Origin of the sequence: Undibacterium cyanobacteriorum (assembly GCF_031326225.1) — a bacterium.
In the GTDB taxonomy this organism is placed as follows: domain Bacteria; phylum Pseudomonadota; class Gammaproteobacteria; order Burkholderiales; family Burkholderiaceae_D; genus Undibacterium; species Undibacterium cyanobacteriorum.
The window spans coordinates 3,997,162-4,023,410 of record NZ_CP133720.1 but is presented as its reverse complement, the minus strand read 5'-3'; the positions used below and the strand labels follow the sequence as shown (position 1 = coordinate 4,023,410).

Here is a 26,249-nt window from a genome sequence, read left to right as displayed (position 1 = left end):
GTATATGCTAGGCTCGAAACATTTGAAAGAATTGCGTGAGATTACTCCGTCTTTCCTCTGCGTCTCTGTGCCTCTGTGTTGAGAGGTTTTTCTTCCTACTCAATAAACAGCGTCGCCGGGCATTCCAAATAAGTACGGATCGCTTGAATGAATTGTGCTGCATCCATACCATCGACGACTCGGTGATCGAAGGAGGAAGACAAATTCATCATCTTGCGTGCGACAACTTGGCCATTGCGTATCATCGGACGTTCCACCATTTTGTTGACGCCGATAATGGCGACTTCGGGGGCGTTAATGACGGGTGTTGAAACGATGCCACCTAAGGCGCCAAGGCTAGAAATGGTAATGGTAGAACCCGACAATTCATCGCGGCTCGCCTTGCCGGTGCGTGCTGCTTCCGCCAAGCGTGCCATCTCGTTGGCATTGCTCCATAAGTCGCGCGCTTCAGCATGGCGCACTACGGGTACCATCAAACCAGAGTCGGTCTGCGCGGCGATCCCAAGATGAATCGCGGCATGTTGCGTGACCACTCCCGCTTCGTCATCGTAGCGTGCGTTCATTTGTGGGAACTCACGTGCTGCCAACACCACGGCGCGCATCAGGAACGGTAATAGGCTGAGTTTGCCGCGTTGTTTGCCCCATTTTTGATTGAGTTGCTGACGCAAGGCTTCGAGTTCGGTAACATCAACTTCTTCCACATAAGAGAAATGAGGAATGCGACGTTTGGCTTCCTGCATTTTTTGCGCGATCTTACGACGCAAGCCAATCACAGGAACCGCGGTCTCTTCATGCAATTCACGATAGGGAGAAGCACCCGCAGCGATGCTGATTTCACCGCGCGCCATGTAAGCATCTAAATCCTCATGGGTGATGCGACCTGCGGTGCCGGTACCCGGAACAAATTGCAACTCAATGCCGAGATCCCAAGCACGACGACGTACGGCTGGTGAGGCGATTGGTTTTTCGCCGTTAGCGCGCGCAGCGGCGGGAATACTCGCGTTGGCATTCTTAGTACTGCTGGTTTTGCTCGGCGCGACAGGTACATCGATCTTTGCGGGAGCTGATGCAAGGGTTTCCGCTTTGCTTGGTGCTGCTGGAGCCGCTGCAGGCGCCGCTACAGGCGCTGCAGGTGCTGGAGCTGCTGCAGCACTCGCATCAACATTTCCCGCACCTTCGACTTCGATACGAATCAATTCAGAGCCAACGGCCATGACTTGACCCGCAGCGCCACCGAGTGCTAATACTTTACCATTGACTGGACTGGGGATTTCGATGGTGGCCTTATCGGTCATGACATCGGCCATGACTTGATCTTCGACCACCGTGTCACCTGGTTTGACATGCCAAGCAACCAATTCAACTTCCGCAATACCTTCGCCGATATCCGGCATTTTAATGACATGAATACCCATCTTAATTCTCCATCGCACGTTTGAAAGCTGCGCCAACGCGCGCAGGACCGGGGAAATAATCCCACTCTTGAGCATGTGGGTATGGAGTATCCCAACCCGTGACACGCTCGATTGGTGCTTCTAGATGGTAGAAACAATGTTCTTGAACCAAGGCAGTCAATTCAGCACCGAAACCACTGGTGCGGGTCGCCTCATGCACGATTACACAGCGGCCGGTTTTCTTGACCGAAGCGACGATCGTTTCCAAATCCAAGGGCCACAAACTACGTAGGTCAATAATTTCAGCATCAACGCCACTTTCATTGGCAGCGGCTTCCGAGACCCAGACCATGGTGCCGTAGGCGAGGACTGTGAGATCTTTTCCTTCGCGGAAGATGGCGGCTTTTTCTAAAGGTACGGTGTAATAACCTTCGGGCACATTGCCGCTCGCATGTTTGGACCACGGCACCACTGGTTGATCGTGGTGACCATTGAAGGGGCCGTTATACAAACGTTTTGGTTCGAGAAAAATCACAGGATCGTTGTTTTCGATCGAGGCAATCAACAAACCTTTGGCGTCGTAAGGATTCGATGGCATCACCGTGCGCAAACCGCATACGTGCGTGAACACCGCTTCCGGACTTTGGCTATGCGTTTGTCCACCATAAATACCGCCGCCGCAGGGGGTACGAATCGTCAGTGGTGCTGTGAAGTCACCGGCTGAGCGGAAACGCAAACGCGCTGCCTCAGAGACGATTTGATCATAAGCCGGATAAATGTAATCGGCGAATTGAATCTCGATACACGGACGCAAACCATAGGCACCCATACCGATCGCCGCACCGACGATACCGCTTTCGGAAATCGGCGCATCGAAGACGCGTGACTTGCCATATTTCTTTTGTAAACCTTCGGTGCAACGGAATACGCCACCGAAATAGCCGACGTCTTGACCGAATACGACGACATTATTATCGCGTTCCAGCATGACATCCATAGCTGAACGCAGCGCTTGGATCATGGTCATCGGCGCTGTTTTGTTTGGATTATTTTCACTCATGTAAAACTCGCTTCAAAAAGGTGATGGCGAACAGCTAGATTCCCAATTGTTGGCGCTGTTGGCGCAAATGTTCTGGCATATGCTCGTAAATATCTTCGAACATTTCAGCAGGGCTGAAGACATGGTTGTCGGCCAGAGTTCCGAGGGCTTCTGCTTCTTTTTGGGCAGTAATGACGAGTGCTTCTAATTCCTTATGCGTGGCTTCATGTTCCTCTTCGGACCATGCACCTTGATTGATCAAATATTGTTTCAGACGTGCGATAGGATCGCCGAGCGGGAAGTGGCTGGCGTCATCGAGTGGGCGATATTTTGAGGGATCATCCGAAGTCGAATGCGGACCCGCGCGATAGGTGACCCATTCGATCAGGGTGGGGCCTAGATTTTTGCGGGCACGCTCGGCAGCCCATTTGGACGCAGCGTACACGGCCAAGAAATCGTTTCCATCAACGCGTAGCGAGGCGATACCGCAGCCCACACCGCGCGCGGCGAAGGTGGTGTTTTCACCACCAGCAATCGCTTGGAAAGTCGAGATCGCCCATTGATTATTGACGACGTTCAAAATCACCGGCGCATGATAAACGTGGGCAAAAGTCAGGGCCGTGTCAAAGTCAGCTTCGGCAGTGGCGCCATCGCCGATCCAGGCAGAAGCGATCTTGGTATCATTTTTAATGGCCGATGCCATCGCCCAACCGACTGCTTGAATGTATTGGGTGGCTAAGTTACCTGAAATCGAAAAGAAGCCGGCTTCCTTGATCGAATACATGACTGGTAATTGACGACCTTTGAGCGGATCGCCTTCGTTAGATAAGAGCTGGCAAATCAAACCTTTGAGGGGCACGTCGCGCACCATCAAGATACTTTGCTGGCGATACGTAGGGAAACACATGTCGTCGCGATTCAAGGCCATCGCTTGCGCTGCACCAATCGCTTCCTCACCTAAGCTTTGCATGTAGAACGACATTTTCTTTTGGCGTTGGGCGATCAACATACGACCATCAAAGATGCGTGTCTTGATCATCGCTCGCATCCCCGCGCGCAATTGTTCGATGCTGATCTCCGGAACCCATGGACCGACTGCATTGCCTTTTTCGTCTAAGACGCGAATCAAGGAATAAGCGATGTCACGGGTATCAACCGGACTCACGTCGATCTCAGGACGTCTTACTTCACCTGCAGGTGAAAGGCGTAAATAGGAAAAGTCAGTCTTTTGGCCAGGACGGCCTGTCGGTTCCGGTACATGTAAACGTAACGGTTCGGTGTTTGGCATGTTATGTCTCCTTGCTCAATTGTGTTGAGCAAAATACGATGGATGCGCCGCCACTGTGATGTCGCGGTAGATTTTTTGTTATGTGTGAAGTTGACTCTTGTGGAGTGCAACCTCGCCTTGAGATTTCAAAGTGCATTCGCATGGGTTTGCCAATGGCCCGATTTCTCGTCAGGAAAGCAATTCACTTTCTGGCGCAAAGTATCCACAAATCGCTCAGCATTGGCAAGCAAGCCACGGTTGTTTCTTGATCTATTCCAAGAAATTTTTTGCTTGATTTTTTAGGGGAGATTCGGAGTACCCGAATGCTGCAGTGCAGTAGTCGATGGCGAACATTCTGAAATGCGTTATAGCCGAAGTATAGTTCGGCTTTGACATCTTGATCATGGAGAAGGGGACGTTGGAGGCAATTAAATGAAGGAAGTCAAAGGAATCTCTTGCCAACAGTGATAGTTGAAGGAAGAGACTTTGAACCTTGGGTCGAGTGCGGCCGTAAAACGACGATGCTATTTCTTCTCTGCCTTCAGCAATTCAATTTGCGCAGCGACTAATTGCACCTCCTGCATGAGGGTATCGTCTTCGCTATTCTTACCGTTTTTTTGTTTTCTCTGTGAGCGCGCGTGCGATTCGGTTCTCAGCTTGACGATCTCTTTGAGAAATTCGATTTTTTTGAGTTGATCTTTCTCGATACCCAATTTTGATTGGAGCAGCCCAATCTTCGCTGCGTCAAGTAGGTTCACATCGCCTTTTCCAAGCGCTAATTTGCGTTGGCGTAGAGCGACGATTTTTTCTTGAATGGCGATATATTTTTCTTGTAACTGCGTTAGAGCCTCTAGCGAAGCGGTGACTTCCTCGACCTCTTTGGGCACTTTAATTCCTTGAGGAAGTTGCAAAGCTTTAAGGTCGGTTGGTAAGCCTTGCGGCAGCACTTTTGCTGCGGCTGGTGGAGCGTTCTCCTGCGCCACCGCAGGCTGGGTAACAGTATTTATGACGGCCATGGCACAGAGCGAGGCGAACAATGAGTGTTTGGACATAGCGGAGATCCTAGACGATCAATTCAACAAAAACCATCGAAAAAAAGAGCATGCTTGATTGACGAGTTTATAGTCGCCTTCGCGATTCTCAAAGTTTTTTCTAAGTGCGTCTTTGTAAAGCGCCTCGCTGGCGATGCGTCGAGCGTGCATCGCCGACCGCTGAGGTCTTACGCTCTGTGGACAGTCTCCATCAAAAAACGATCGCATGCATGATAAGCCTCGTGAGGGATCTCCGCCACATGCAGTTCGATCAACTTCACACGCTCTAGTTCGGCTTCAATAAACTGATTCAAGCGTGTGATCGGCGCGGATTCTTCGCTTTCCCCTCCAGCGATTTTTTTCGCCAAGAGCAGATCAATCTCTTGACGTAGCTCGCCGCTGGGCAACAGTTCATCGATCAATTTGTGAAACTCAATCGGCGGCATGCTGCCATAACGTTCTATCCATTGGCAGGCAAACAAAGGACGCAGTACATACAAGTATTTTTTTAAACGTACTGAATCTCTTTGCAGATATTGGCGATAGTTGGTGATCGCCATACTGACGTAATGTTGAAAACATGCTTGCGGCTTGAAGAAGATGTCCGCGTGAGTTTGATATTGATCCATCACGCCTTGGTCACGACGATAGATCAAGCGTGACTGCAGCCACTCTATTAAAGCGGGATTGCTTTTGTGGAGTAGCTGCAAACTTTTACGTAACTCCCAGCCATTAATGTCGAGCTCACCCAAAGGATGTTGCTCGATACCGGTTTCGATTACATCGCGACCCGGATGCACTTTGAAGTACCATTCTTTGCGATGAACGTACAGAAAACGCACATCCCAGTCGCTATCGGGTGAAGCAAAACCCCAAGCGCGACTACCTGATTCGACGGCGAGAAGAATGTCAACGTCATAGCGCTGTTCGATTTGTGATAGGCGTTCTTGAATGACTTTGAGAACGTCGGAATCATTCGTTGAGTTGTTCATGTATTTCTTCGTTTTTGATATTTTGGACAGTGTAAGCCGATTGGAGCTTAGTTCTGAGTGATACTTTTTGATTCGTGCCAGCTACTATGTGGAGCGCAGTAGCCAAGAAAATGTCGAATAGCCGGGCGCCTATCTTTCGCATTGATTGCAACGGTCACTCGAAATGGTTTGCCATAGGTTCGTTGAGGTGGTTTTTCGTTCTCATTAAACTCAATGTCAAACTCAATGACAATTCTAACGCTTAAATTTGACAAGCTAGTACTTCTGCTCGAACACCTCTGCTTTACCCAGTCGCAGTATTTGGCCAACATTTTTTGTAGGTGCTTTGGAGCTGATGTCGAGCTTGATTCGCACAGATCAAACTCGACAATATCAGATCGTGTATTACGTGCGTATTCGTACAGCTTACCGATAGCCCAGTAACCGTCAATGTGATTATTTCTGCTTATGAAGCTACTTCCTAGGCCATAGGCAATATCGTGTAAGCGGCACTTAGTCATTCGACACATTTACTTCAAAGTTATTCGCTGCAAGATCGACTATCTTGAAGTGCGAAGGTGTAAATTTCTGAATGATCTCGCAGTTAGTTTTGAAATGCTGACTGATTACATTGCAGGTGAAGGTCCCGCCCGCCAAAGCCAAGGGAATCAAAAGCTGGTCCGCCATGTGCTCGCCAACTGCGGCTGGGCTTGCTAAATAGCGTTTCATCTCATCACAGGCAACTTGCGCAACTTGACCGCTGCTGCGACTCTTGTCGCCATAACTCGTAACGATTTCACTGTACTCGCTGGACTGCACACTGAGTATCAGAGCATTGCCTATGCCATGCGAATTACGTAGGCCATGATGCACGACATCAGCTTCTTGCCAATTCAAATAGCGTCGCACTTCGGCGAGTTGGGTATCGGCGATACTCTGCTCTAAATTAGCGAACAAGCACAAGGCATGTTGACTTATTCTGTCGCCACGCCTTGTCAGTTTCAGTGGCCGTTGCTCTCGCCAAGGTTTGATGGTCGCTTTGAGCTTTCCACCGCCTCCCGGGTAAAACCCGTGTTTGACGAGTTCGATGTCAACTTCAACGCCCATCTTTCTCAATACAGGCAAAAAGCTATATTGCAAGAATTCGAAAGAGGGCGCCATCGGCACATGGGTTCCGCCTTCAACGATGACGCTACTTTCTTGGTCCGCAAGCAGCAGCGGCCACAACACGGTTTGCAAGACCAAGGAGCAACTACCAGCGGTACCAATCGCGAAATGATAATCGCCACTACGTATGGCCTTTGGCGTGAACACCAAATCATCACTACCAAGTTCAGCGCCACTAACTTCCGCATCAGAAATCGCCTGCGCTGCTTTGACACAAGTTAAGTGCTGCCGCATCAAACCCGGCTTACTGCGCTTGGCGCGAATCTGGGTCAGATGGATAGCCTGTTGGGTGATGATAGAAAGCGCCAAGGCGGTTCTCAACACTTGGCCACCACCTTCACCTTGTGATGCATCTATTTTGATCATGTTATTCAATTCTTTTTCTTATCTGAGTTTCTTTGTGAGACGCGTACCACATGAGAACGCTGGGAGCTAGAGAAACTATTTTTTCAACACTAGCTCCCATCCTTCAATACAGTGAGTAGGAAAGTTTGCAAAGAGAAGCTATCCCTTGACACACACCACCTGCTTCAAGGTGTACACCACTTCCACCAAATCTTTCTGCGCATCCATCACGGCGTCGATGTCTTTGTATGCCATAGGAATCTCATCGATCACATCGGCATCTTTACGGCATTCAACGCCTTCGGTCGCACGTCTTTGATCTTCGATGGTGAACAACTTTTTCGCTTTAGTACGGCTCATGGTTCGTCCTGCGCCGTGGCTGCAGGATTGGAAGCTTTCCTCGTTTCCTAAACCACGAACGATGTAGCTACGCGCACCCATCGATCCTGGGATAATTCCCAATTCACCTTTTTTCGCCGACACCGCACCTTTTCGCGTTACATACACTTCCTCACCAAAGTGCGTTTCTTTCTGCACATAGTTGTGGTGACAATTCACCGCTTCTAAATGCGTCTCGAATGGTTTGGTGATGATGTTTCGCATCGCGTCGATCACATGTTGCATCATGATTTCGCGATTGGTTTTTGCAAATTGCTGTCCCCAACCAACGGCACGCACGTAGTCACCAAAATACTTGCTACCTTCTTCGAAATAGGCGAGATCTTGATCGGGAATATTGCATAAATGTTGCTGCATATCTTTCTTCGCTAATTCAATGAATAGCGTCCCAATCGCATTCCCAACACCGCGTGAACCGGAGTGCAGCATGATCCACACCGTATCCTTTTCGTCCAAGCAAATTTCGATAAAGTGATTACCAGTCCCCAAGGTTCCCAAATGCTTATGCTGATTGGTATTTTTGAGTTTTGGATAATCTTCAGTGATCGCTTTGAAACCAGGTTCCAAGCTTTTCCACGCTTCGTCGACTAAGCTTGGTGGACGATCGCCCCAAGCGCCTTTATCACGCCCACCGCGATTTGGCGTACGACCATGCGGTACCGCTTTCTCGATGGCTGCACGCAATGGACCTAAGTTATCGGGTAAGTCTTTTGCGTTCAAGGTGGTTTTGCAAGCGATCATTCCGCAACCAATATCCACGCCAACTGCGGCGGGAATAATGGCTTTATGGGTAGGGATCACGCTACCGATAGTTGAGCCTTTTCCTAAATGCACGTCAGGCATCACCGCCAAATGTTTAAAAATGAATGGCATTTTGGCCGTGTTCGTCAATTGTTCTTTGGCGTCGTCTTCAACAGGCACACCTTCAGTCCACATTTTGATCGGTGCGGCATTCTCGATTTCTAATAATTGATAATTTTGTGTTTTCATTTTGCGTTCTTATTTTTTTGGTTCTACTTTTTGTCATTGGTTTTTTGTAGGGCGGGTGCAACCCGCGCCGCTTAAAATTCAAGTTCGGTTGCACCAAATCTTTGCGGCGCGGGTTGCACCCGCCCTACAAATTTTCTTTACGCTGTCACTTACACTTTCAATTTCACTAAACCATTTAATACTTGATCTAAACCACCGATCACAGAAATCTTATCAATACGTTCGGCGATTTTTTCCAAAGTTTCCAGTTCCTTCAAACGCAGTGCGGTTGGATTGTTTTCCATCACACGTGCAGTGTTCAGCATGGAACGGGTCGCATTGGTTTCTTCACGACGGCGTATCACATTGGCTTGCGCGGCTTTCTCTGCCTCTACCACTTGCGCTAACAAGAGCTTCATATCACCGGGTAAGACGATATCTTTCACGCCAACGCTCAAAACCCGAACACCGAAACCCTGCAGTTTCTCATGCAAATGCTGATTCACGACATTATCGATGATTTGTTTGTTCTCCAAGAGTTCATCTAAAGTGCGAGTGCCAACTGCTGCACGCAAGGCGAATTGCAATTCGCGATAAATATGATCGGCTGGTTTGGCTAAACGGCTGTACGCCAATTGCACGTCGTCGAATTGCCAGTTGGCATTCAAATTCACACGCAAGTTGACTTTATCGCTGGTCAAAATTTCTTGACCGGAGACTTCCAAAGCCTGCAAACGCGTATCAACCAAATCAACGCTGATGTCGCGATTGAAGCGCCAGTAAGCAGTCTTCCCTGGCGTCAATACAGCGTGCAATTTTCCGTCGACCTTCAACAAACCGAGGTGTGATTCGGGTACTTGGACCGACAAAATATTCTGCAAACCAAAGATCTCTTTACCACGCAGGCTTGGTTGTCCCAAATAACTCATCAACTTATCCGCCACCGCGAAGTCTTTCGAGATATCGATGGTCTCGAAGCTTTGTTCTGCACCGAACTTCCAAAACATTTTGCGGGAACCAGGCGCCAAAATTTCAACTAAGCTCTGGTTCTCATAGCGCAGTACGATCGCTTGGTCAGCCACGTCGATCAAGTGAAAGTTCTCAGCAACCACGTCAGCTTCATGACGACGAAGGGACTCTGCGCATGCATGTTGAAAGCGCACATTGTCCATATCAAAAATCTGTGCCGAATACTTACGAAATACATCGAAAAAACGGTATTCGCCGGGTGCCAAGATTGAGACAAAGGTTTTGTCTTTGAAGAGGATGGCGCGCTCGTTTTTCTGTACTTTAATTTTGAATTTCATATTCTTCTCGTTTTCTTTTCTCGTTTTAAAGCAGGGTGTTTTATGTTGAGCGGCCACCGTTGTTGTTCTTTGCTCAAGCTTTGAGTGGTAGGCAGTGCTGCAATACTTCCTTGCACTGTATCGCTAGCGAAAACGAACTTGATGTGACTGAGCTCGTCATGCTGCCTTGCTGTTCTCTCCGCTGTGAACACGAAGTTCAAAAGAGGCGGTTCAACATATGAATCTTCCACTTCAGCGGGACGATCTTGCTGCCACGCTTGGTGTTCCGATTCCACCCTGTACTGCTTACTTCAACCTTTGGAAGGTTTTGGAACGGGAATCGAACCCGCTACATACTGATTACAAGTCAGTTGCTCTACCAAATGAGCTATCCAAATGGAGCGATGTCAGGAATTGAACCTGAAGCGAGTCACCAGACCATCGCTAGTACCTGCTCTCCTTCGTAGCGGCATACCTGAAACCTATCAAAGTAAGGACAGATCCTGTTTGAGGTCCATGTACCGGAAGGGCTTTTGAACCCTTGCCTGTTGCTACAAATTTGCGGCAGACGTTTTATGTATTGCGATTTGCGTGCCAGTTTTTTGTTTGGTCGTTTTCGGTGAATCTAAGTGTTTGTTTTATATGTGGAAAATAAGGTTCTTGCTGTGCTTAGGGGGAATGCTTATGATTATGCAGCGCACATTAAGTGATAAAATATGATCGTGATTTATAAAAATAGATAAGATGATTTTATATTCTTCGGGTGACGTATTTATAAATCTCACAAAATATCGTCATCCCTGCGCAAGCCGGAATCCCTTCTGTTTTTTGGTATGCGCTGCTTGAACATTGATTCCCGCTTCCGCGGGAATGACGCATTGGGTCACTTGCCCAGATGTTCTGCGCGTCAATTGGAATGACGTATTGAGCTCGGCTCCGATTCGTTTTGGTTGCGTTTCGTCTTACTTGAGGATTTGAAACATGGAGAAGGTCGTGTTCGGTTTCTTAGGAACCACATTAGACGCAGGCTTTAATGCGCAGCGTTGGCAACGTTGGCGCCCGACGCTCTCGTTGTGCCAGCAAGAAGATTTTCTGGTGAATAAGCTGGTGCTATTTCATAACGGCAATGGCGGTGATCGTGGTGACCTGTTAAAGCTGGTGATCAGCGATATCCAAAGGGTCTCGCCAGAAACGGTGGTCGAGCCGGTACTGATGCGGATTAAAGATCCTTGGGATTTCGTTGAGGTGTACTCGGCCCTGTACGAATTCGTGCGCCACTACCGATTTGATACACAGGAAGCTGATTACCTTGTGCACATCACGACCGGTACGCATGTCGCGCAAATCTGTTTATTCCTACTCACCGAAGCGCGTTATTTTCCGGCGAAGTTGATTCAAACTGCGCCACCGCGTCGAGAAGGTTTCCCAGAGGTGGGGCAGATCGCGGTCGTGGATCTCGATCTCTCGCAATACAATCAATTGGCCGCGCGCTTTGAGGAAGAACGTCAGGAAGATGTGTCCTTCTTGAAGTTTGGGATCGCCACACGGAATGCGGCCTTCAATCGCACCATTGAAGAAATCGAACAAGTGGCAGTGCGCTCGCAGACGCCGATTTTATTGACCGGCCCCACCGGTGCCGGCAAATCCTTCTTGGCGCGCCGTATCTATGAGTTGAAGAAAGCCAAACATCAACTGCATGGTGACTTCATTGATGTGAACTGTGCGACCCTGCGCGGCGATGGCGCGATGTCGGCTCTCTTTGGTCACGTGAAGGGTTCGTTCACCGGTGCTCTGCAAGCGCGTGCTGGTTATTTGAAAGCGGCGGATCATGGCTTGCTATTTCTCGATGAGATTGGTGAGCTCGGCCTTGATGAGCAAGCGATGTTGTTGAAAGCGATTGAGGAAAAACGCTTCTTCCCTATGGGCGGTGACAAAGAGGTGGCGAGCGATTTTCAGTTGATTGCGGGAACCCATCGCGATCTCGCCGACGATGTGCGCGCCGGGCGGTTTCGTGAAGACTTATTTGCGCGTATCAATACCTGGTTGTATCAACTCCCAGGCTTGAAAGATCGACGTGAGGATATCGAACCGAATTTAGATTTCGAGCTGGAGCGAATTGTTGGACAACTCGGCAAGAAAGTGCGATTCAATTCGGATGCGAAGAAGGCCTATGTGCAGTATGCGATGGATGATGCGACAACGTGGGCAGGTAATTTTCGTGATCTGTCCGCTAGTTTGTTGCGCATGGCGACCTTGGCGGATGGCGGAAGAATCGATACAGAGAACGTCGAACGTGAATTGTCGAGGCTGCGCCAGAGGCAAGCGCAGTTAGGACCGAGCAATCAGGTTCATTGGGCCGACGAACACGCATGGCTGCATCCAAAATGGCAAGAGATTCAGCAAGAGTTCGACCCATTCGATGTGGTTCAGTTGGAATATGTCGTCAAAGTTTGCCGTAGTTCAAGCACACTTTCAGAAGCTGGTCGTCGACTTTATGAAAAAAGTCGACGTGATAAGAGAATGTCCAACGACGCCGATCGCCTGCGAAAGTATTTGGCCAAATTTGATCTCAGTTTTGCGCAAATGAAGGAGTGGTAATCGGTTTCACCGCACACAAAAACCTTAGGGATTTTTGTAGGGTATCTTCCATTGCTCATGGAGTCGTTGCAGACTTTTGTCTTTGATTATATTTTGAAATTGCTGCTGTAGTTGCTGCACCAGTTCAGCATCGCTACGTTTTCCAAGGGCGATATACAGCGCTGTATCACGTGGTAAATGTAGACTTTGCTCAACATCTTCAGGTTTGAGGCCGCAGGTATGCAAAAAGATCTTGATGCCGTTTGGATCGAAAGGAATGAGATCGACTCGACCTGCCTTAAATTTTCGACAGTTGGATAGATTGCTCGGAGCTGGATCGATCTTCGCTCCGTGTTTCTGCAGTAAAGCGATCGTCGAGCTGCTCGCGACATCACCGATGGTGTAGGACTTAACCTCTTCCAATTTTGTGATCTGAAGATCGGTTCGTGATTTAAGTTTGAATAGCCAAACTTCACTAGTGGTCACCGGGCCTATCCAATGGTAGTGTTGCTCGCGCTCAGGATTGCGGGCTAAGCTGAATACGAGCACGTTTGGATTGTCTTTGGCTGTTTGCAGCGCGCGCGTCCAAGGTTGTGCCTCGACTTTGAGCTCATATCCACTGCGGCTCGTCAGTAACTTGGCGATTTCAAAAACGAGACCATCAATTTTCTGTCGCATCTGAAAATTGTAGGGGTAGGCGTCTTCACTAGTCAGACCACGTAAGAGCGGTCGGTCGTTGGCAAAGCAATGCTGCCAGCAACTAAGGAGACTTAAGAAGCTCAATGCGTGGATGGCGCGACGGAGTGCGATAGTACGCATAAGTAATAAATGAAAAAGGAGTGAAATCGCTCAATAGCATTGTGATCTATTGGCGGGGAAATAGTTCAAGTTGATTTATTTTTTTGCTGCATTAGTTGAGTTTCGATGTCGTGAGGATACGCAATTAGCCGAATTGTGGTTCTTAGTCCTAGTTCGATGTTAAATAGTGGGTTCGTTGAAATAATATTTATGCAAGTAAATTAAGTAGGGAGCTTGAAATGTGGTGGATGAGCAAAGCATGGCGCGAATTGCTGTTACCTGGTTTAGCAGATGATTTTTTTGTGGTACGCCTCATGCCGAACTTGGATCTTCAAATCAAGGAATATCACTTGGGTAATGCACTCGCATGTGCTGAGTTGAGTCGTTTGGTGTATCGCCATGATGTCGAAGAGGAAGTGACGCCACCTCAACCCACGCGACGGGAATTCTTGCGGCGCGGCGGTTTCGAACAGCTCGCGTTTTTCCAAGATCAATTGACCCATACGCAGGCAATGCTCGTGCGACACACAAGCCTGCCTTTGAGAGTGCTCGTGTTTCGGGGTACCGAACAAGACATTCGCGACTTCATTACCGATTGCGATGTGGGCGCTTTGCCCCTGCTTTCGGCTAACAACACGGAGGCCTTGGTTCATCGTGGCTTCGAACGTGCCTTAGATAGCATATGGCAGCAAATTGAAACTTCTTTGCGCGAGTCATCGGAGCCGATTTGGGTCACAGGTCATAGTCTTGGGGCAGCTCTAGCCACCTTGGCTTGTCGTCGATTTTCTTTCGCTACTTGCTATACCTACGGTTCACCGCGCGTTGGAAATCAAGCCTTTGTTGAGCAATTGCCAGCGATGCCAATTTTTAGAGTCGTCGATGATGAAGATCTTGTTTGTAAAGTTCCCATTGAAGCCATGGGTTTTGCGCATGCAGGGACATGCATTCAACTTCGCGGCACAAGTACTGGGCTTGGTTTTGCGAGCTTGATTAATCCTGTAAAGGCGCTCGCTGATCATGCGCCGCGACGCTATCTTGAGCGACTCTAGGCCCGGTCGGGGTGTTCAGGTTAGGCGCGAACGAGTTATTGTGGTTGCTTGCTATTTGTTTTAATTTCTTTGCAAGACCGAGGATGCAAAGGTCGTCAAAAACAAACAAAGTATCCTGCACTTGTATGCATTTATGTCTTACTCCTTGCCGCAATGTTTTCTTGTGGCAATTACGTTGTATGATGGTGTATCGCTTTTTCACAAGTTGTGATTTATGACGGGCGTGAAATAACTCAGAGCCTGTCGAAAACAAGCCAAGAACGGGGGAGGCTGATGTACTCAAGACGCTCGTTGCTGAAGCATGGCAGTTTGTTGCTGGGATCCTTGTATTTACCTATGGCGCTGGCGACTTCGCCTATCGCATCAACGGCGGCAGCACCGCCGCCTGCACAAAAAGTTTATACGATCTCTGTGGTGCCTCAATACAATGGGGTGCAGCTGCATACCGAATGGTCCCCTCTATTGGCCAGAATTGCGCGTGACACTGGAGTTCAATTTCAACTGGTGTTGGCCAAAACTATTCCGCAGTTTGAAACCGCCGTGTTGGCGGGTGAACCTGATTTCGCCTATTTGAATCCCTACCATGCCGTGATGGCGAAGCGCGCACAGAATTATCTGCCCTTCATTCGCGATAACAAAACCTTAAAGGGTATCTTGGTAGTTCGTCAGGATAGTCCCTACAAAACTCTGCACGACCTTGATAAGAAGAGTGTAGGGTTCCCAGCTCCTAATGCGTTTGGTGCGTCCTTGTATATGCGGGCATTATTGACTGCGGAACATGTGGACTTCCAAACTCAATTTCTCTCCACGCACAGCAATGTTTACCGGAGTGTGCTGAACGGAACGGTCGCAGCCGGCGGCGGGATCAATACCACTCTCAATGATGAGACGCCGGAAGTGCGTGCGCAGTTACGAATTTTGTACCAAACCCCAGAGACAGCGCCGCATCCAATTGTGGCGCATCCGCGCGTACCGGCAGAGGTCGTCAAAGCGCTGCACGATGCATTACTGAATTTATCGAAAGACGCAGAGGGGCAGCGGCTCCTTGCGGAGATTCGAATGGCACAACCGATCAATGCCGATTATCAGCGAGACTATTTGTCGTTGGAGAAGCTGAAGATCGAAAAGTTCGTCATCTTGGAGAAGGAGTAATCCATGTTCGCATGGCTAGATGCTCTCAATATCCGACGTTTTTTGCCATATCACATGGCATCGCAGCTGATGTTTTTGGTTGGCGTCTCTGTGGCTGCGGCGTCATTGATAGCGGGTGGCGTTTTTACCTACGCATCCATCAAAAGCTCGCGCCAAGTGGCGGATGATCAGGTCCTCTATCTCGGTAAGAGTATCGCCAGTATGTCGAGTGGCCTGATCATTAGTCGTGACGTTGCAAGCTTAGAAGATCTGCTGAGAGTCAATGCGAAACTGCCTTATATTTCCTCGATTTTGATCGTTGATGAAAATAATCGTCCTATTACAAGCGTGATTAAACGCAATGGTACACTCATGGCTTCGTATGATATGAGTTTAGTAAAGGCATCCTCGTCAACGGCGCGCACTTCGTATGATGACGGAGCGAACAATCAACGCCAGTTCTTATTTGGCCTGATCGAGATCCAAGAGCATTTTGAAATATGGTTGCCAATTGAAGCCGGCACACGAATCGGTAGCCTTCGCCTGCGATATAGTCTTGAAGAAGTCAATGACGCGATGCTCGGTAGACTCGGGTACGCCTTGTTATTTACCTGCATTTTGACTGCTGCTGTTCTCATTTTGCTCGCCATCTTATTGCGCGCCCCAATGCAGGCCCTCGCCAACATCACGGCTTTCGCGAGTTTGTCAGCAGTGAAAGCAAGTCGACAAATTCCTGTCTACTCGGGTACCAAAGAGATTTATGAACTCGCTACTGCGCTCAATCGATTGTCTATTACGATACGCTCACACGAGCAGAATTTGTCTGATCGCATGGCGCAGAATCAAACCATTCTCGATAATTTAGCCGATGGCATTTTGGTGATCGATGTGGACGGTTCGATTCGCTCTTGTAATGTTGCTGCAGGTCGCATTTTTGCGTGTGAACAACGTAGCTTGCTTGGTACCTCGATCGATAGAATTATCCCCGCCTCAGGTGACACGAATAAATCAATGTTCCTACATGATTTCGTTGAGCGCAGCCACTCTAAGGTGAATGCAGTTGGTGCAGAAATCGAAGCCCGTCGTTTGAGTGGCGAATTGTTTCCCGCCGATTTGGCCTTGTCGAAAACCAGCGATCATGGTGAAGCGATTTTTATTGGCATTATCCGTGATATCTCCGAACGTCGTCGCCTTGATCGTTTGAAGTCAGAGTTCGTGGCAACTGTGAGCCATGAATTACGTACCCCGTTGACGTCAATCCATGGCTCTTTGAAGTTGGTCGAAAATGGAGTGATGGGCGAGATACCATCGGAGGCCAAGAAACTGGTGGGACTCGCGCAGAAGAATAGTTCGCGCTTGATACTACTAATCAACGATCTACTCGACATGGAGAAATTAGTCGCAGGGAAGATGCCGATTAACATGGTTGAGCTTGAGTTGGTGAGCGCGGTTCGGCAGTCTTTGGCTGACAATGCAGGATATGCGAATAACTACCATGTGAAATACGTCTTGAACGCTTCACTAGAGAGTTTGCGGGTCCAAGCAGATGCAGTACGTTTGGCACAGGTTTTGGCAAACATTTTGTCGAACGCTGCCAAGTTTTCGAACGGTGCTGAGAAGGTCGACGTGCGGGTTTCTCAGGTCGATGGTCATGCCTTGGTCGAAATCGAAGATTACGGTCAGGGTATTCCAGCCGATTTCCAAGGAGAGATCTTTAGTGCGTTTGCCCAAGCCAATAATGGCAACACGCGCCAGCAAGGTGGCACGGGGTTGGGGCTCAAGATTAGCAAAGCCCTCGTAGAAGCGATGGGAGGGCAGATCGGTTTCACCACTCAAGAGGGAATGGGGACCGTGTTTTGGTTCACGCTTCCGCTCACGTTTGACGACGCTGCATCGGGTATTTAGATCAACAACTTGATCGAAATCATTTTCATTTTTTTTGAGAGCAAAGCATGTATATTCCTCCAGGATTTAATACCGTCACACCGTATATATTTGTTGAGGGAGCTGAGCAATTTGTCGAGTTTTTGGTACAAGGGCTGGATGGGTTTGAGCTGCATCGAAGTCTGCGTGAAGATGGGTGTATCGCCAATGCCCAAATTGCGATTGGCACCTCGATGCTGATGGTGAGCGAGTCCTCTGAAGCCTATCCCGCGATGCCAGCTTCGTATTACTTATATGTGGAAAATGCCGATGAAAGTATCAATCGTGCACTGCAATTTGGGGCTAGCTTGATTATGCCTGTCGCTGATATGCCCTATGGAGATCGACAAGGTGGTGTGCGGGATCAGTTTGGAAATCTGTGGTGGATCTCTCAGCGCTTGGTCAAAGGTGGATATTGAACGCGATCTGCAAGCTGAAACGTTGAGAGAATCTCTTTAAGAGGATTGTGGAAAGGTAAAGCGATATACAAACTACCGTGGAGTTGAAGAGCGCGACATCGATACACTGCGCGCTTTCACATCACTTTAACGGACACCATGGAAGACATTATCTTTCTCCTTCTGGAAATCTTTTTAGAAGCGATTGCTCATTTTCCTTTGCAAACAGAGCAAACCCATCAGCAGGACGGTAGTGGCGGCAAAATTTTGTTGCAATGTTTGGGCTATGCCCTGATTGGGGCCTTGCTCGGCGGCGTGAGTTTACTCATCTTTTCGCGCGGCTTATTGCATCAGCCTGGGTGGCAAATCGTAAACCTGATCGTGGCACCACTTTTTGCCGCCTGGCTTGCCTATTTTTTTGCTGTAAAGAGATCGGCGGTAATGAGTCGATATCAAGTGCGCCTGCGGTCATGGCGGGCGTATTGCTTTACGCTCGCCTTGGTACTGGTTCGTTATACCTTCGTGAAAACAGTCTGATTTGCATCAGATCCCACTTAGAATTCAAGATCCGCAAGAGTTTTCTTTTGACGTTGCCTTGCTTAAGAAGTAAAGAATCCGGCGTTTGACAAGCTTTCTGAACTTTTTGAGCTAAGGAAAGTCTCAGTTGCTGACTCTATGTTCATTTATTTTGTAAAAATATTGCGGCGCAGTATTTCTTTTATTTTATAAAATCTTAATTTGGCGGAATTTAATTTTGTTTAATTCTAAAACATTCTAATTTTGTCTTTTTATTGTTTTTGTTGAAATTTTCCGCGCCAACTCGAATTCTAGAACTAGTTTACAATTTCACCTTTCTTTTCATAAGCGAACGACGTGCCTAATTTAGTTGAAATCCGTGATTTGCAGTTTTCCTATGGTGGACGAGACATTTTGTCTGGTTTAACCATGGATTTCCCACGCGGCAAAGTGATTGCGGTGATGGGTGGTTCAGGCTCAGGAAAAACGACCATTTTGCGTTTGATCGGTGGCCAAATTGCCCCGCAACATGGCCACGTTAATGTTGATGGTCAGATTGTTCATCAATTGAAAACGGCTGATTTATTCGCGCTACGCAGAAAGATGGGCATGCTGTTTCAGCATGGAGCTTTATTTACCGATCTGACGGTTTTTGAAAATGTCGCTTTTCCACTGCGCGAACATACAAAATTACCTGAATCGATGATTCAGGATTTAGTGTTGATGAAGCTGAATGCAGTGGGTTTGCGTAATGCAGCCAAGCTCAAACCATCGGAAATTTCAGGGGGCATGGCGCGTCGTGTAGCATTGGCTCGCGCGGTTGCTTTAGATCCTCAGCTGATTATGTATGACGAACCGTTTGCGGGACTCGATCCTATTTCAATGGGCGTTACCGCAACCTTGATCCGCAATCTCAACAATGCCTTGGGTTCGACCACCATTTTGGTATCCCACGATGTGCATGAAACTTTTGTGATTGCCGATTATGTATATTTCCTGTCGCAAGGGAAGATCGTTGCACAAGGAACACCGCAAGAAATGTTGGAATCCACTGATCCCTATGTGAAGCAATTTGTCCACGCAGAGCATGATGGCCCTGTTCCTTTTCATTATCCCGGCAAGAGTTTGGCCGAAGATATGGGCTTGCCAGGAGCAAATCTATGATGGGCGCGATTTTTAATCTAGTGCAACGATTAGGCCAAGGCACCCGTGAAACGGTGGAGAACCTCGGCCATGCTGCGCGCAGTTTTGTGAGTATTGTGATCAATGCTCCAAGCCTCTGGCGTCGCCCACAACTGATCGCCGACCAAGTACATTTCATCGGTAACTATTCCCTGGTCATCATCGCGATTTCCGGTTTGTTTGTGGGATTTGTGTTGGGTTATCAGGGCTATTACACGCTCAACAAATACGGATCGGAAGAAGCTTTAGGTCTGTTGGTCGCCTTGTCCTTAGTTCGGGAATTAGGTCCTGTAGTGACGGCACTCTTATTTGCAGGTCGTGCAGGGACTTCATTAACGGCTGAAATTGGTTTGATGAAAGCCGGTGAGCAGCTGGCCGCGATGGAGATGATGGCCGTCAATCCTTTGCAACGTGTGATCGCTCCACGTTTCCTTGGTGGCGTGATTGCCATGCCGATTTTGACCTTGATTTTTAATGCGATGGGCATTATTGGCGGCTACCTCGTTGGTGTGGTTTTGATTGGCGTCGATAGCGGATCATTCTGGTCGCAAATGCAGGCTGGCGTTGATATTTGGAAGGACCTCGGGAACGGTATTATCAAGAGTGTCGTCTTTGGTTTCGCAGCGACTTTCGTGGCGTTATATCAGGGCTATGAAGCCACTCCAACACCAGAAGGCGTGTCACGTGCGACCACTCGTACGGTCGTCATATCTTCCTTATTGGTTCTGTGGCTGGATTTCCTCCTGACCGCTTGGATGTTTCAATAATTGGCAGTGATTTTTCAGTCGAGTTTCGTGATAACTCGATGCAATAAAGGTGACGGAAAAACGAATCGCCGTACACCATTAAAGAGATAAAAACCTAACGTTACAAGTTAGACAGAGGTAAGCAAAATGCAAAAAAAATCGATAGATGTTTGGGTTGGTCTGTTCGTTCTGTTGGGAGCAGCGGCATTGCTGTTCTTGGCATTGAAAGCAGGCAATATGAGCAGCCTCTCATTCGAAAAAACATATGATGTCGTCACTAAGTTTGACAATATTGGCGGTCTCAAGCCGAACGCCGCCGTGAAAAGTGCGGGCGTGGTGGTTGGTCGTGTTGGTGAAATTCGGTTTGACGACAAGACTTTCCAAGCGACCGTTGTTTTGAAATTGGAAAAGCGCTACAACTTCCCTAAAGACACCTCAGCAAAAATTTTGACAGCGGGTTTGCTTGGCGAGCAGTACATTGGTTTGGAAGCTGGTGGCGACGTTGAGAATTTGGCGAACGGTGATCGTATCAAAATGACCCAATCCGCAGTCGTCTTAGAGAATTTGATTAGCCAATTCTTGTTCAGCAAAGCGGCCGAAGGTAAGGACGAAAGCAAATGATGTTGGGTGGAGCGATGAGTTATTTGAATACCTTACGTGGCTTGAGCCTGCGCCTCGCGGTGGTGCTGTTGTTAGCCGTTGGTCTGAGTGCATGTACAACGGTGACGAAGGTTAAAACTAAGGCGATTGCGACCCTGGAAAAGGTCAGTGAAAAGACGGGCATCGGTAATAACCCAGATGATCCTTTGGAAGGCTTTAATCGCTCGATGTTTGCTTTCAATGAAAGTGTCGACTCGACTGTCTTGAAACCAGTGGCACAGGTTTATCAAAAGGTGACACCAAGTTTGGTAAAGACCGCGATTGGCAACTTTTTCAGTAACGCGGGCGATGTATGGACCGCGGTCAACAATATCTTACAAGGCAATTTCTCCGATGGGGCGAATGACTTCATGCGCTTCGCCATCAACACTACGGTTGGCGTAGGTGGTTTAATTGATGTCGCTTCGGCAGGCGGAATGCCGAAGCATCAGGCAGATTTTGGACAAACCCTGGGTGTGTGGGGCGTGCCCGCTGGGCCGTACGTCGTTTTGCCGATTCTTGGTCCTTCGACTTTGCGCGATTCCTTGGCCACGCCAATCGATTTTAAAGGTGACATACTGTACTCACGAGGGTCAATGGCGTTTAGGAACACCACATCTGTATTGAAGGTGATCGACAAGCGGGCGAATGCACTTGATGCGGTGAACTTGATCGAAGAAGCTGCCTTGGATAAATATGTGTTTATCCGCGGCGCCTATTTACAAAGACGTGAGAGCCAAATCCATAAAGACGAGGATGAGTAGGACTGAGTGGCTTGGATGGTCGTTGTTGTCAACCAAAGTCGGTGGTTCGGAATTGTGGGAAATATCGATCTGTATGGTGTCCTCATCACGCGATATGCTGAAAATTCGATAATCCAATAATTCGGAAGTTCGATAATTCGAAAATTGAAAGAAAGAGAAAGATGAAAAAAGTAATGAATTTCTTCAAGATGGCGACCTTAAGTTGTGCGCTTTTGATTGGTTCGGTCGTGGGTTTGTCTAACACCGCGATGGCGGCAGATGAAGCCCCTGACCAGTTAGTGAAACGTTTGAGTACAGAGATCTTGGACGCGGCGAAAACTGATAAAGAAATCCAAAACGGCAATCGTGGTCGTATTAACGAATTGGTTGAAACAAAGGTGCTCCCTTTTATTGATTTCAATCGCATGACTTCCTTAGCGGTAGGTAAGAGCTGGCGCGACTCTACTCCAGAGCAGCAAAAGCAATTGATCAACGAGTTCCGTACTTTGTTGATTCATACTTACTCTGGTGCGATTACTCAAATCCGTGACCAACGTGTTGAGTTCAAACCATTGCGTGCAGCAGCGGATGATACTGAAGTGGAAGTGAAGAGCTTGGTGATTCAAAGCCGTGGCGAACCATTGCAATTGAACTATCGCTTGGAAAAGACAGCTACAGGCTGGAAAATTTTTGATATCAATGTCTTAGGTGCTTGGTTGGTCGAAACTTACAAAGGTAACTTTGCTGCTGAGATTAGCAAGAATGGCGTTGATGGTTTGATCAAGACTTTATCTGAGAAAAACAAGAAACTGGCGAGTGCCAAGAAGTAATTCATACGAGGAGTTGACGTGGTTTTAACAGAAGAAGAACTTAATTTGGGAAATGCCGCAGATTTGGCGCAGCGTGGTTGTGCCGCGATCTCAGCTGGCACTGAAGAGTTTGATTTAAGTTCGATTAACAGCGTTGACTCCTCGGCAGTTGCCGTTTTGTTGGCTTGGCAACGTCAGGCCCACCAGCAGCAACGCTCAATTCGACTTGTGGCTGCGCCAGCGAGCTTATTGAGCTTGATTAATTTATATGGATTGCAAGATTTTTTTGAAATGCGCGAGCCTCGTGTTGCCGCATGAAATCTAATTCCGTTTGATCTGTCTATACATATGCGGCTTTCTGGTCTCGCCTAGTGCCGCATCCTTTCCACCGATTCCCCTCTGAATTTCTGGCAAACCGCGAATTGTCGGGACTTGCTGCCTCAGCGCTTGGAAAATCCCCTATAATCGTGAGCTTTCTAGACATCATCGAATCCTAAGTGATCGGTGCTATGCAGTGAGCGAACAAACGGTGTCGCTCTCTTCAATCCCTTGCATGCAGAGGGATGCTGCGTGACAAGTCTTCCTTTTTCTATCCACTTTGACTTAAAGCACGTGAGTGCAAACGCCTTATGGCAGCAATACAAATTAGCAATGTTCAGAAAACTTATCGTTCCGGCGGCAAGCAATTGCAGGCGCTCGGCGGCGTTTCCTTGGACATCGAACAAGGTGAGTTCTTTGGACTCTTGGGCCCCAACGGTGCCGGCAAGACTTCTCTGATTTCCATCATCGCAGGCTTGAACCGCGCTGATGCAGGTACGGTGCGCGTGGCTGGTTATGACGTGGTTAACGACTATCGTAATGCTCGCCGCAACCTTGGCGTGGTTCCGCAAGAATTGGTGTTTGATCCGTTTTTTACTGTGCGCGAGACCTTGCGTCTGCAGTCCGGTTACTTTGGCATCAAGAAAAACGATGATTGGATTGATGAGATCATGGCCAATCTTGACTTAACCAATAAAGCAGATGCCAATATGCGTGCTTTGTCTGGTGGCATGAAGCGTCGTGTGCTGGTGGCGCAAGCACTGGTGCATCGGCCCCCTGTGATTGTGTTAGATGAACCAACTGCCGGGGTTGACGTGGAACTGCGTCAGACTTTGTGGAAGTTCATCTCGCGTCTCAATCGCGAAGGACACACCATCGTTTTGACGACGCACTACCTCGAAGAAGCGCAAGCCTTGTGTAACCGCGTGGCGATGCTGAAAGCAGGCAAAATTGTCGCTTTGGACCAAATGCAAACATTAATTAAGCGCATTTCAGGATCGCAATTGCGGGTCCAGTTAGGCAACGGCACTCTGCCAACAGAGCTACAACATCTGCTGATCACAAGCGACACCGATCGTACTCAGGCACGTTACGCGTTCCGGATTAATCATCACGATGAAGTCGAGCCCATTTTGGCGAGCTTAAGAAACGCTGGCTGCACGCTTGAAGATTTGCAATTAGAGCAGGCCGATTTGGAAGATGTGTTCTTACAGATTATGGGTAGCTCGCAGGGAGATCCACAATGATAGGATTTCAAACACTGTTTTATAAAGAAGTGCTGCGCTTCTGGAAAGTCGCCATGCAAACGGTGACGGCGCCGATTATGACGGCCATGATGTATCTGCTGATTTTCGGACAAGCGCTCGATGGTCACGTCAAAGTGCATGGTGTGAGTTACATGGCTTTCTTGATTCCTGGTTTGGTCATGATGAGTGTTTTGCAGAACGCCTTCGCTAACGCATCGTCGTCTTTGATTCAATCGAAAGTGACTGGCAATCTGGTCTTTATCATGTTGCCGCCCTTATCCCACTGGGAGATGTTTAGCGCCTATGTGTTGGCGGCGATGGTGCGTGGTCTCGTAGTCGGGCTTGGTGTGTTTGTGGTGACGGCGTGGTTCGCTCATTTGCAATTTGCGGCACCGCTCTGGATTATCTTGTTCGCCTTACTTAGCGCTGCTGTGTTGGGTATTATGGGATTAATTGCCGGTATTTGGGCTGAGAAATTTGATCAGTTGGCGGCATTTCAAAATTTTGTGATCGTCCCTTTGACGTTTTTGTCGGGCGTGTTCTATTCCATTGAGTCCTTGCCGCCTGTCTGGAAAACGATTTCCAGCTTGAACCCATTTTTCTATATGATTGATGGTTTCCGTTACGGTTTTACCGGCCAATCTGACGTCGCTCCTGTGCAAAGTTTGTTCGTTGTGAGCGGATTTATGTTGGCGCTAGGTTTCACCGCGATGCACATGTTGCGTAGCGGTTATAAGTTGCGTCATTGAAGTTATTTAGCTATCCATTTGAAAGTAAGTATCGTGTTACCCACACCTGAACAAGTCAAAAATTATATCGCCGCTGGTCTCGAATGTACCCATCTCGAAGTAGAAGGCGATGGCCAGCATTTCAATGCTGTGATCGTGTCGTCTGCCTTTGCTGGTAAGCGTTTGATTCAACGCCATCAATTGGTCTATGCCGCACTGGGCGATCGTATGCGCGAAGAGATTCATGCATTGTCGATGAAAACTTTGACACCGGAAGAATTTAAATAAGATGGATAAATTACTGATTACAGGCGGTCATCGTCTGAACGGCGAAATTGCGATCGCTGGAGCGAAGAACGCCGCATTGCCTATTCTCTGTGCTGGTTTGCTGACGGCTTCTGACCTGTGTTTGCACAACGTGCCTGCTCTGCAGGACGTGTCGACCATGCTCAAGTTACTCAAACAAATGGGTTTGCAAGTGCGTGAGGAAGACGGTGTCGTGACATTGAATGGCGGCGCTATCGATAAGTTAGAAGCTCCTTACGACATGGTGAAAACCATGCGTGCCTCGATTTTGGTATTGGGACCGTTGCTGGCGCGCTTTGGCGAAGCAAAAGTCTCTTTGCCAGGCGGTTGCGCGATTGGTTCGCGTCCGGTCGATCAGCACATTAAGGGCTTGCAAGCCATGGGTGCAGAAATCACGATTGAAGCCGGTTATATTCATGCCAAGGCTAAGCGCTTGCGTGGCGCTCGCATCGTGACCGATATGATTACTGTCACAGGTACCGAAAACTTGTTGATGGCGGCAACTTTGGCCGATGGCGAAACAATTTTGGAAAACGCAGCGCGCGAACCAGAAGTTACTGATCTGGCGAATTTGTTGGTCGCAATGGGAGCGAAAATCTCCGGCATCGGTACCGACCGTTTGGTGGTGCAAGGTGTGGAGTCTTTGCACGGTGCAACCCATACCGTGATCGCCGATCGCATTGAAACGGCAACCTTCCTCTGCGCCGTGGCCGCGGCCGGTGGCGATATCACTGTGACGAAAACGCGTAGTGATATTTTGGATGTCGCCTTAGATAAATTGCGTGAAGCAGGCGTTATCATCACCAGTGGACCCGATTGGATTCGTGCACAGATGAGCGGCCGTCCGAAAGCCGTCAGTTTCCGTACCACAGAATATCCGGGCTTCCCAACGGACATGCAAGCGCAGTTTATGGCGGTTGATTGCGTTGCCAACGGCACTGCACGTGTGACGGAAACGATTTTTGAAAATCGTTTTATGCACGTACAAGAAATGAATCGTTTGGGTGCGCACATCGAGATCGATGGCCACACCGCGATTGTGAATGGCGTTGATCGTTTGGTTGGTGCGCCAGTGATGGCGACCGATTTGCGCGCTTCTGCTTCTTTGGTCATCGCCGCTTTGGCCGCGCAAGGCGAGACTTTAATCGATCGTATTTACCATCTTGATCGTGGTTATGATCGTATGGAAGTGAAGTTGTCTGCGGTTGGAGCGCAGATCCAACGCGTCAAATAAGTTAACAAAGCCCATAGCTAGTGAATCTTCACGTGTT

General features: G+C 48.4%; 25 protein-coding genes. 16 read left to right on the top strand and 9 right to left on the bottom strand.

Translation table 11 applies throughout. The features are described from left to right. Positions 1–95 precede the first annotated feature (95 nt). The 8 genes from RF679_RS16835 to RF679_RS16800 form a co-directional block, all read right to left on the bottom strand. The gene (locus RF679_RS16835; RefSeq protein ID WP_309481786.1) at positions 96–1,415 is read right to left on the bottom strand and encodes a dihydrolipoamide acetyltransferase family protein; all 1,320 of its coding nucleotides are present in this window, start codon (positions 1,413–1,415) and stop codon (positions 96–98) included. A gap of 1 nt (position 1,416) precedes the next feature. After that, complete coding sequence (locus tag RF679_RS16830; RefSeq protein ID WP_309481785.1) at positions 1,417–2,454, bottom strand: alpha-ketoacid dehydrogenase subunit beta; 1,038 nt, start codon at positions 2,452–2,454, stop codon at positions 1,417–1,419. Positions 2,455–2,488: 34 nt separating this feature from the next. Then, positions 2,489–3,721, bottom strand: a complete 1,233-nt coding sequence (locus RF679_RS16825) for a 3-methyl-2-oxobutanoate dehydrogenase (2-methylpropanoyl-transferring) subunit alpha (protein ID WP_309481784.1) — start codon at positions 3,719–3,721, stop codon at positions 2,489–2,491. A 503-nt stretch (positions 3,722–4,224) separates the two neighbouring features. Then, positions 4,225–4,752 (bottom strand): hypothetical protein, encoded by a 528-nt coding sequence (locus RF679_RS16820; RefSeq protein ID WP_309481783.1) that lies wholly within the window; start codon positions 4,750–4,752, stop codon positions 4,225–4,227. A 167-nt stretch (positions 4,753–4,919) separates the two neighbouring features. Then, positions 4,920–5,723, bottom strand: a complete 804-nt coding sequence (locus RF679_RS16815) for a nucleotidyltransferase domain-containing protein (RefSeq protein WP_309481782.1) — start codon at positions 5,721–5,723, stop codon at positions 4,920–4,922. A gap of 492 nt (positions 5,724–6,215) precedes the next feature. Further along, on the bottom strand, positions 6,216–7,235 hold the full coding sequence (gene rtcA, locus RF679_RS16810) for an RNA 3'-terminal phosphate cyclase (protein ID WP_309481781.1): 1,020 nt from the start codon (positions 7,233–7,235) through the stop codon (positions 6,216–6,218). Between the two features lie 138 nt (positions 7,236–7,373). Then, entirely contained in the window at positions 7,374–8,603 is a 1,230-nt protein-coding gene (locus RF679_RS16805) for an RtcB family protein (RefSeq protein WP_309481780.1), read from the bottom strand. A gap of 149 nt (positions 8,604–8,752) precedes the next feature. Continuing rightward, complete coding sequence (locus tag RF679_RS16800) at positions 8,753–9,889, bottom strand: slipin family protein (protein ID WP_309481779.1); 1,137 nt, start codon at positions 9,887–9,889, stop codon at positions 8,753–8,755. A 960-nt stretch (positions 9,890–10,849) separates the two neighbouring features. Between RF679_RS16800 and rtcR the strand changes: the two genes are divergently transcribed. Continuing rightward, on the top strand, positions 10,850–12,466 hold the full coding sequence (rtcR, locus tag RF679_RS16795; protein WP_309481778.1) for an RNA repair transcriptional activator RtcR: 1,617 nt from the start codon (positions 10,850–10,852) through the stop codon (positions 12,464–12,466). Between the two features lie 24 nt (positions 12,467–12,490). On the opposite strand, the gene RF679_RS16790 is transcribed toward rtcR, so the two are convergent. Continuing rightward, positions 12,491–13,264, bottom strand: coding sequence for a substrate-binding periplasmic protein (locus RF679_RS16790; RefSeq protein WP_309481777.1), 774 nt, complete (start codon positions 13,262–13,264; stop codon positions 12,491–12,493). A 218-nt stretch (positions 13,265–13,482) separates the two neighbouring features. Between RF679_RS16790 and RF679_RS16785 the strand changes: the two genes are divergently transcribed. From RF679_RS16785 to murA, 15 genes are all read left to right on the top strand, one after another. Beyond that, positions 13,483–14,292 carry a lipase family protein gene (locus RF679_RS16785; protein ID WP_309481776.1) on the top strand — a complete coding sequence of 270 codons (810 nt, stop codon included), beginning with the start codon at positions 13,483–13,485 and terminating at the stop codon, positions 14,290–14,292. Positions 14,293–14,565: 273 nt separating this feature from the next. Next, positions 14,566–15,444 (top strand): phosphate/phosphite/phosphonate ABC transporter substrate-binding protein, encoded by an 879-nt coding sequence (locus RF679_RS16780; protein ID WP_309481775.1) that lies wholly within the window; start codon positions 14,566–14,568, stop codon positions 15,442–15,444. 3 nt (positions 15,445–15,447) lie between these two features. Continuing rightward, positions 15,448–17,328, top strand: a complete 1,881-nt coding sequence (locus RF679_RS16775) for a PAS domain-containing sensor histidine kinase (RefSeq protein ID WP_309481774.1) — start codon at positions 15,448–15,450, stop codon at positions 17,326–17,328. 47 nt (positions 17,329–17,375) lie between these two features. Continuing rightward, the gene (locus tag RF679_RS16770; RefSeq protein WP_309481773.1) at positions 17,376–17,765 is read left to right on the top strand and encodes a VOC family protein; all 390 of its coding nucleotides are present in this window, start codon (positions 17,376–17,378) and stop codon (positions 17,763–17,765) included. A 138-nt stretch (positions 17,766–17,903) separates the two neighbouring features. Beyond that, the gene (locus RF679_RS16765; protein WP_309481772.1) at positions 17,904–18,281 is read left to right on the top strand and encodes a hypothetical protein; all 378 of its coding nucleotides are present in this window, start codon (positions 17,904–17,906) and stop codon (positions 18,279–18,281) included. 336 nt (positions 18,282–18,617) lie between these two features. Continuing rightward, positions 18,618–19,424, top strand: coding sequence for an ABC transporter ATP-binding protein (locus tag RF679_RS16760; protein WP_309481771.1), 807 nt, complete (start codon positions 18,618–18,620; stop codon positions 19,422–19,424). Next, entirely contained in the window at positions 19,424–20,209 is a 786-nt protein-coding gene (gene mlaE, locus RF679_RS16755) for a lipid asymmetry maintenance ABC transporter permease subunit MlaE (RefSeq protein ID WP_373921790.1), read from the top strand. Before RF679_RS16760 ends, mlaE begins: the two co-directional genes overlap by 1 nt. A 126-nt stretch (positions 20,210–20,335) precedes the next feature. Further along, a complete protein-coding gene (mlaD, locus tag RF679_RS16750) occupies positions 20,336–20,809 on the top strand; it encodes an outer membrane lipid asymmetry maintenance protein MlaD (protein WP_309481769.1) in 474 nt (157 codons plus the stop codon). Then, on the top strand, positions 20,806–21,591 hold the full coding sequence (locus RF679_RS16745) for an MlaA family lipoprotein (protein WP_309481768.1): 786 nt from the start codon (positions 20,806–20,808) through the stop codon (positions 21,589–21,591). Before mlaD ends, RF679_RS16745 begins: the two co-directional genes overlap by 4 nt. A gap of 161 nt (positions 21,592–21,752) precedes the next feature. Beyond that, a complete protein-coding gene (locus tag RF679_RS16740) occupies positions 21,753–22,400 on the top strand; it encodes an MlaC/ttg2D family ABC transporter substrate-binding protein (RefSeq protein ID WP_373921696.1) in 648 nt (215 codons plus the stop codon). A gap of 18 nt (positions 22,401–22,418) precedes the next feature. Continuing rightward, positions 22,419–22,697, top strand: a complete 279-nt coding sequence (locus RF679_RS16735) for an STAS domain-containing protein (protein ID WP_309481767.1) — start codon at positions 22,419–22,421, stop codon at positions 22,695–22,697. Positions 22,698–23,008: 311 nt separating this feature from the next. Next, positions 23,009–23,944, top strand: coding sequence for an ABC transporter ATP-binding protein (locus RF679_RS16730; protein ID WP_309481766.1), 936 nt, complete (start codon positions 23,009–23,011; stop codon positions 23,942–23,944). Beyond that, positions 23,941–24,693, top strand: coding sequence for an ABC transporter permease (locus RF679_RS16725; protein WP_309481765.1), 753 nt, complete (start codon positions 23,941–23,943; stop codon positions 24,691–24,693). Before RF679_RS16730 ends, RF679_RS16725 begins: the two co-directional genes overlap by 4 nt. A gap of 33 nt (positions 24,694–24,726) precedes the next feature. Further along, complete coding sequence (locus tag RF679_RS16720) at positions 24,727–24,960, top strand: BolA family protein (RefSeq protein WP_309481764.1); 234 nt, start codon at positions 24,727–24,729, stop codon at positions 24,958–24,960. Between the two features lies 1 nt (position 24,961). Then, a complete protein-coding gene (gene murA / locus RF679_RS16715) occupies positions 24,962–26,212 on the top strand; it encodes a UDP-N-acetylglucosamine 1-carboxyvinyltransferase (RefSeq protein ID WP_309481763.1) in 1,251 nt (416 codons plus the stop codon). Positions 26,213–26,249 lie beyond the last annotated feature (37 nt).

What these genes read in the sequence shown, in the direction of transcription:
- RF679_RS16835 (WP_309481786.1), bottom strand. Translation starts at nt 1,415, where the DNA reads ATGGGTATTCATGTCATTAAAATGCCGGATATCGGCGAAGGTATTGCG.
- RF679_RS16830 (WP_309481785.1), bottom strand. Translation starts at nt 2,454, where the DNA reads ATGAGTGAAAATAATCCAAACAAAACAGCGCCGATGACCATGATCCAA.
- RF679_RS16825 (WP_309481784.1), bottom strand. Translation starts at nt 3,721, where the DNA reads ATGCCAAACACCGAACCGTTACGTTTACATGTACCGGAACCGACAGGC.
- RF679_RS16820 (WP_309481783.1), bottom strand. Translation starts at nt 4,752, where the DNA reads ATGTCCAAACACTCATTGTTCGCCTCGCTCTGTGCCATGGCCGTCATA.
- RF679_RS16815 (WP_309481782.1), bottom strand. Translation starts at nt 5,723, where the DNA reads ATGAACAACTCAACGAATGATTCCGACGTTCTCAAAGTCATTCAAGAA.
- rtcA (WP_309481781.1), bottom strand. Translation starts at nt 7,235, where the DNA reads ATGATCAAAATAGATGCATCACAAGGTGAAGGTGGTGGCCAAGTGTTG.
- RF679_RS16805 (WP_309481780.1), bottom strand. Translation starts at nt 8,603, where the DNA reads ATGAAAACACAAAATTATCAATTATTAGAAATCGAGAATGCCGCACCG.
- RF679_RS16800 (WP_309481779.1), bottom strand. Translation starts at nt 9,889, where the DNA reads ATGAAATTCAAAATTAAAGTACAGAAAAACGAGCGCGCCATCCTCTTC.
- rtcR (WP_309481778.1), top strand. Translation starts at nt 10,850, where the DNA reads ATGGAGAAGGTCGTGTTCGGTTTCTTAGGAACCACATTAGACGCAGGC.
- RF679_RS16790 (WP_309481777.1), bottom strand. Translation starts at nt 13,264, where the DNA reads ATGCGTACTATCGCACTCCGTCGCGCCATCCACGCATTGAGCTTCTTA.
- RF679_RS16785 (WP_309481776.1), top strand. Translation starts at nt 13,483, where the DNA reads ATGTGGTGGATGAGCAAAGCATGGCGCGAATTGCTGTTACCTGGTTTA.
- RF679_RS16780 (WP_309481775.1), top strand. Translation starts at nt 14,566, where the DNA reads ATGTACTCAAGACGCTCGTTGCTGAAGCATGGCAGTTTGTTGCTGGGA.
- RF679_RS16775 (WP_309481774.1), top strand. Translation starts at nt 15,448, where the DNA reads ATGTTCGCATGGCTAGATGCTCTCAATATCCGACGTTTTTTGCCATAT.
- RF679_RS16770 (WP_309481773.1), top strand. Translation starts at nt 17,376, where the DNA reads ATGTATATTCCTCCAGGATTTAATACCGTCACACCGTATATATTTGTT.
- RF679_RS16765 (WP_309481772.1), top strand. Translation starts at nt 17,904, where the DNA reads ATGGAAGACATTATCTTTCTCCTTCTGGAAATCTTTTTAGAAGCGATT.
- mlaE (WP_373921790.1), top strand. Translation starts at nt 19,424, where the DNA reads ATGGGCGCGATTTTTAATCTAGTGCAACGATTAGGCCAAGGCACCCGT.
- mlaD (WP_309481769.1), top strand. Translation starts at nt 20,336, where the DNA reads ATGCAAAAAAAATCGATAGATGTTTGGGTTGGTCTGTTCGTTCTGTTG.
- RF679_RS16745 (WP_309481768.1), top strand. Translation starts at nt 20,806, where the DNA reads ATGATGTTGGGTGGAGCGATGAGTTATTTGAATACCTTACGTGGCTTG.
- RF679_RS16740 (WP_373921696.1), top strand. Translation starts at nt 21,753, where the DNA reads ATGAAAAAAGTAATGAATTTCTTCAAGATGGCGACCTTAAGTTGTGCG.
- RF679_RS16730 (WP_309481766.1), top strand. Translation starts at nt 23,009, where the DNA reads ATGGCAGCAATACAAATTAGCAATGTTCAGAAAACTTATCGTTCCGGC.
- RF679_RS16725 (WP_309481765.1), top strand. Translation starts at nt 23,941, where the DNA reads ATGATAGGATTTCAAACACTGTTTTATAAAGAAGTGCTGCGCTTCTGG.
- murA (WP_309481763.1), top strand. Translation starts at nt 24,962, where the DNA reads ATGGATAAATTACTGATTACAGGCGGTCATCGTCTGAACGGCGAAATT.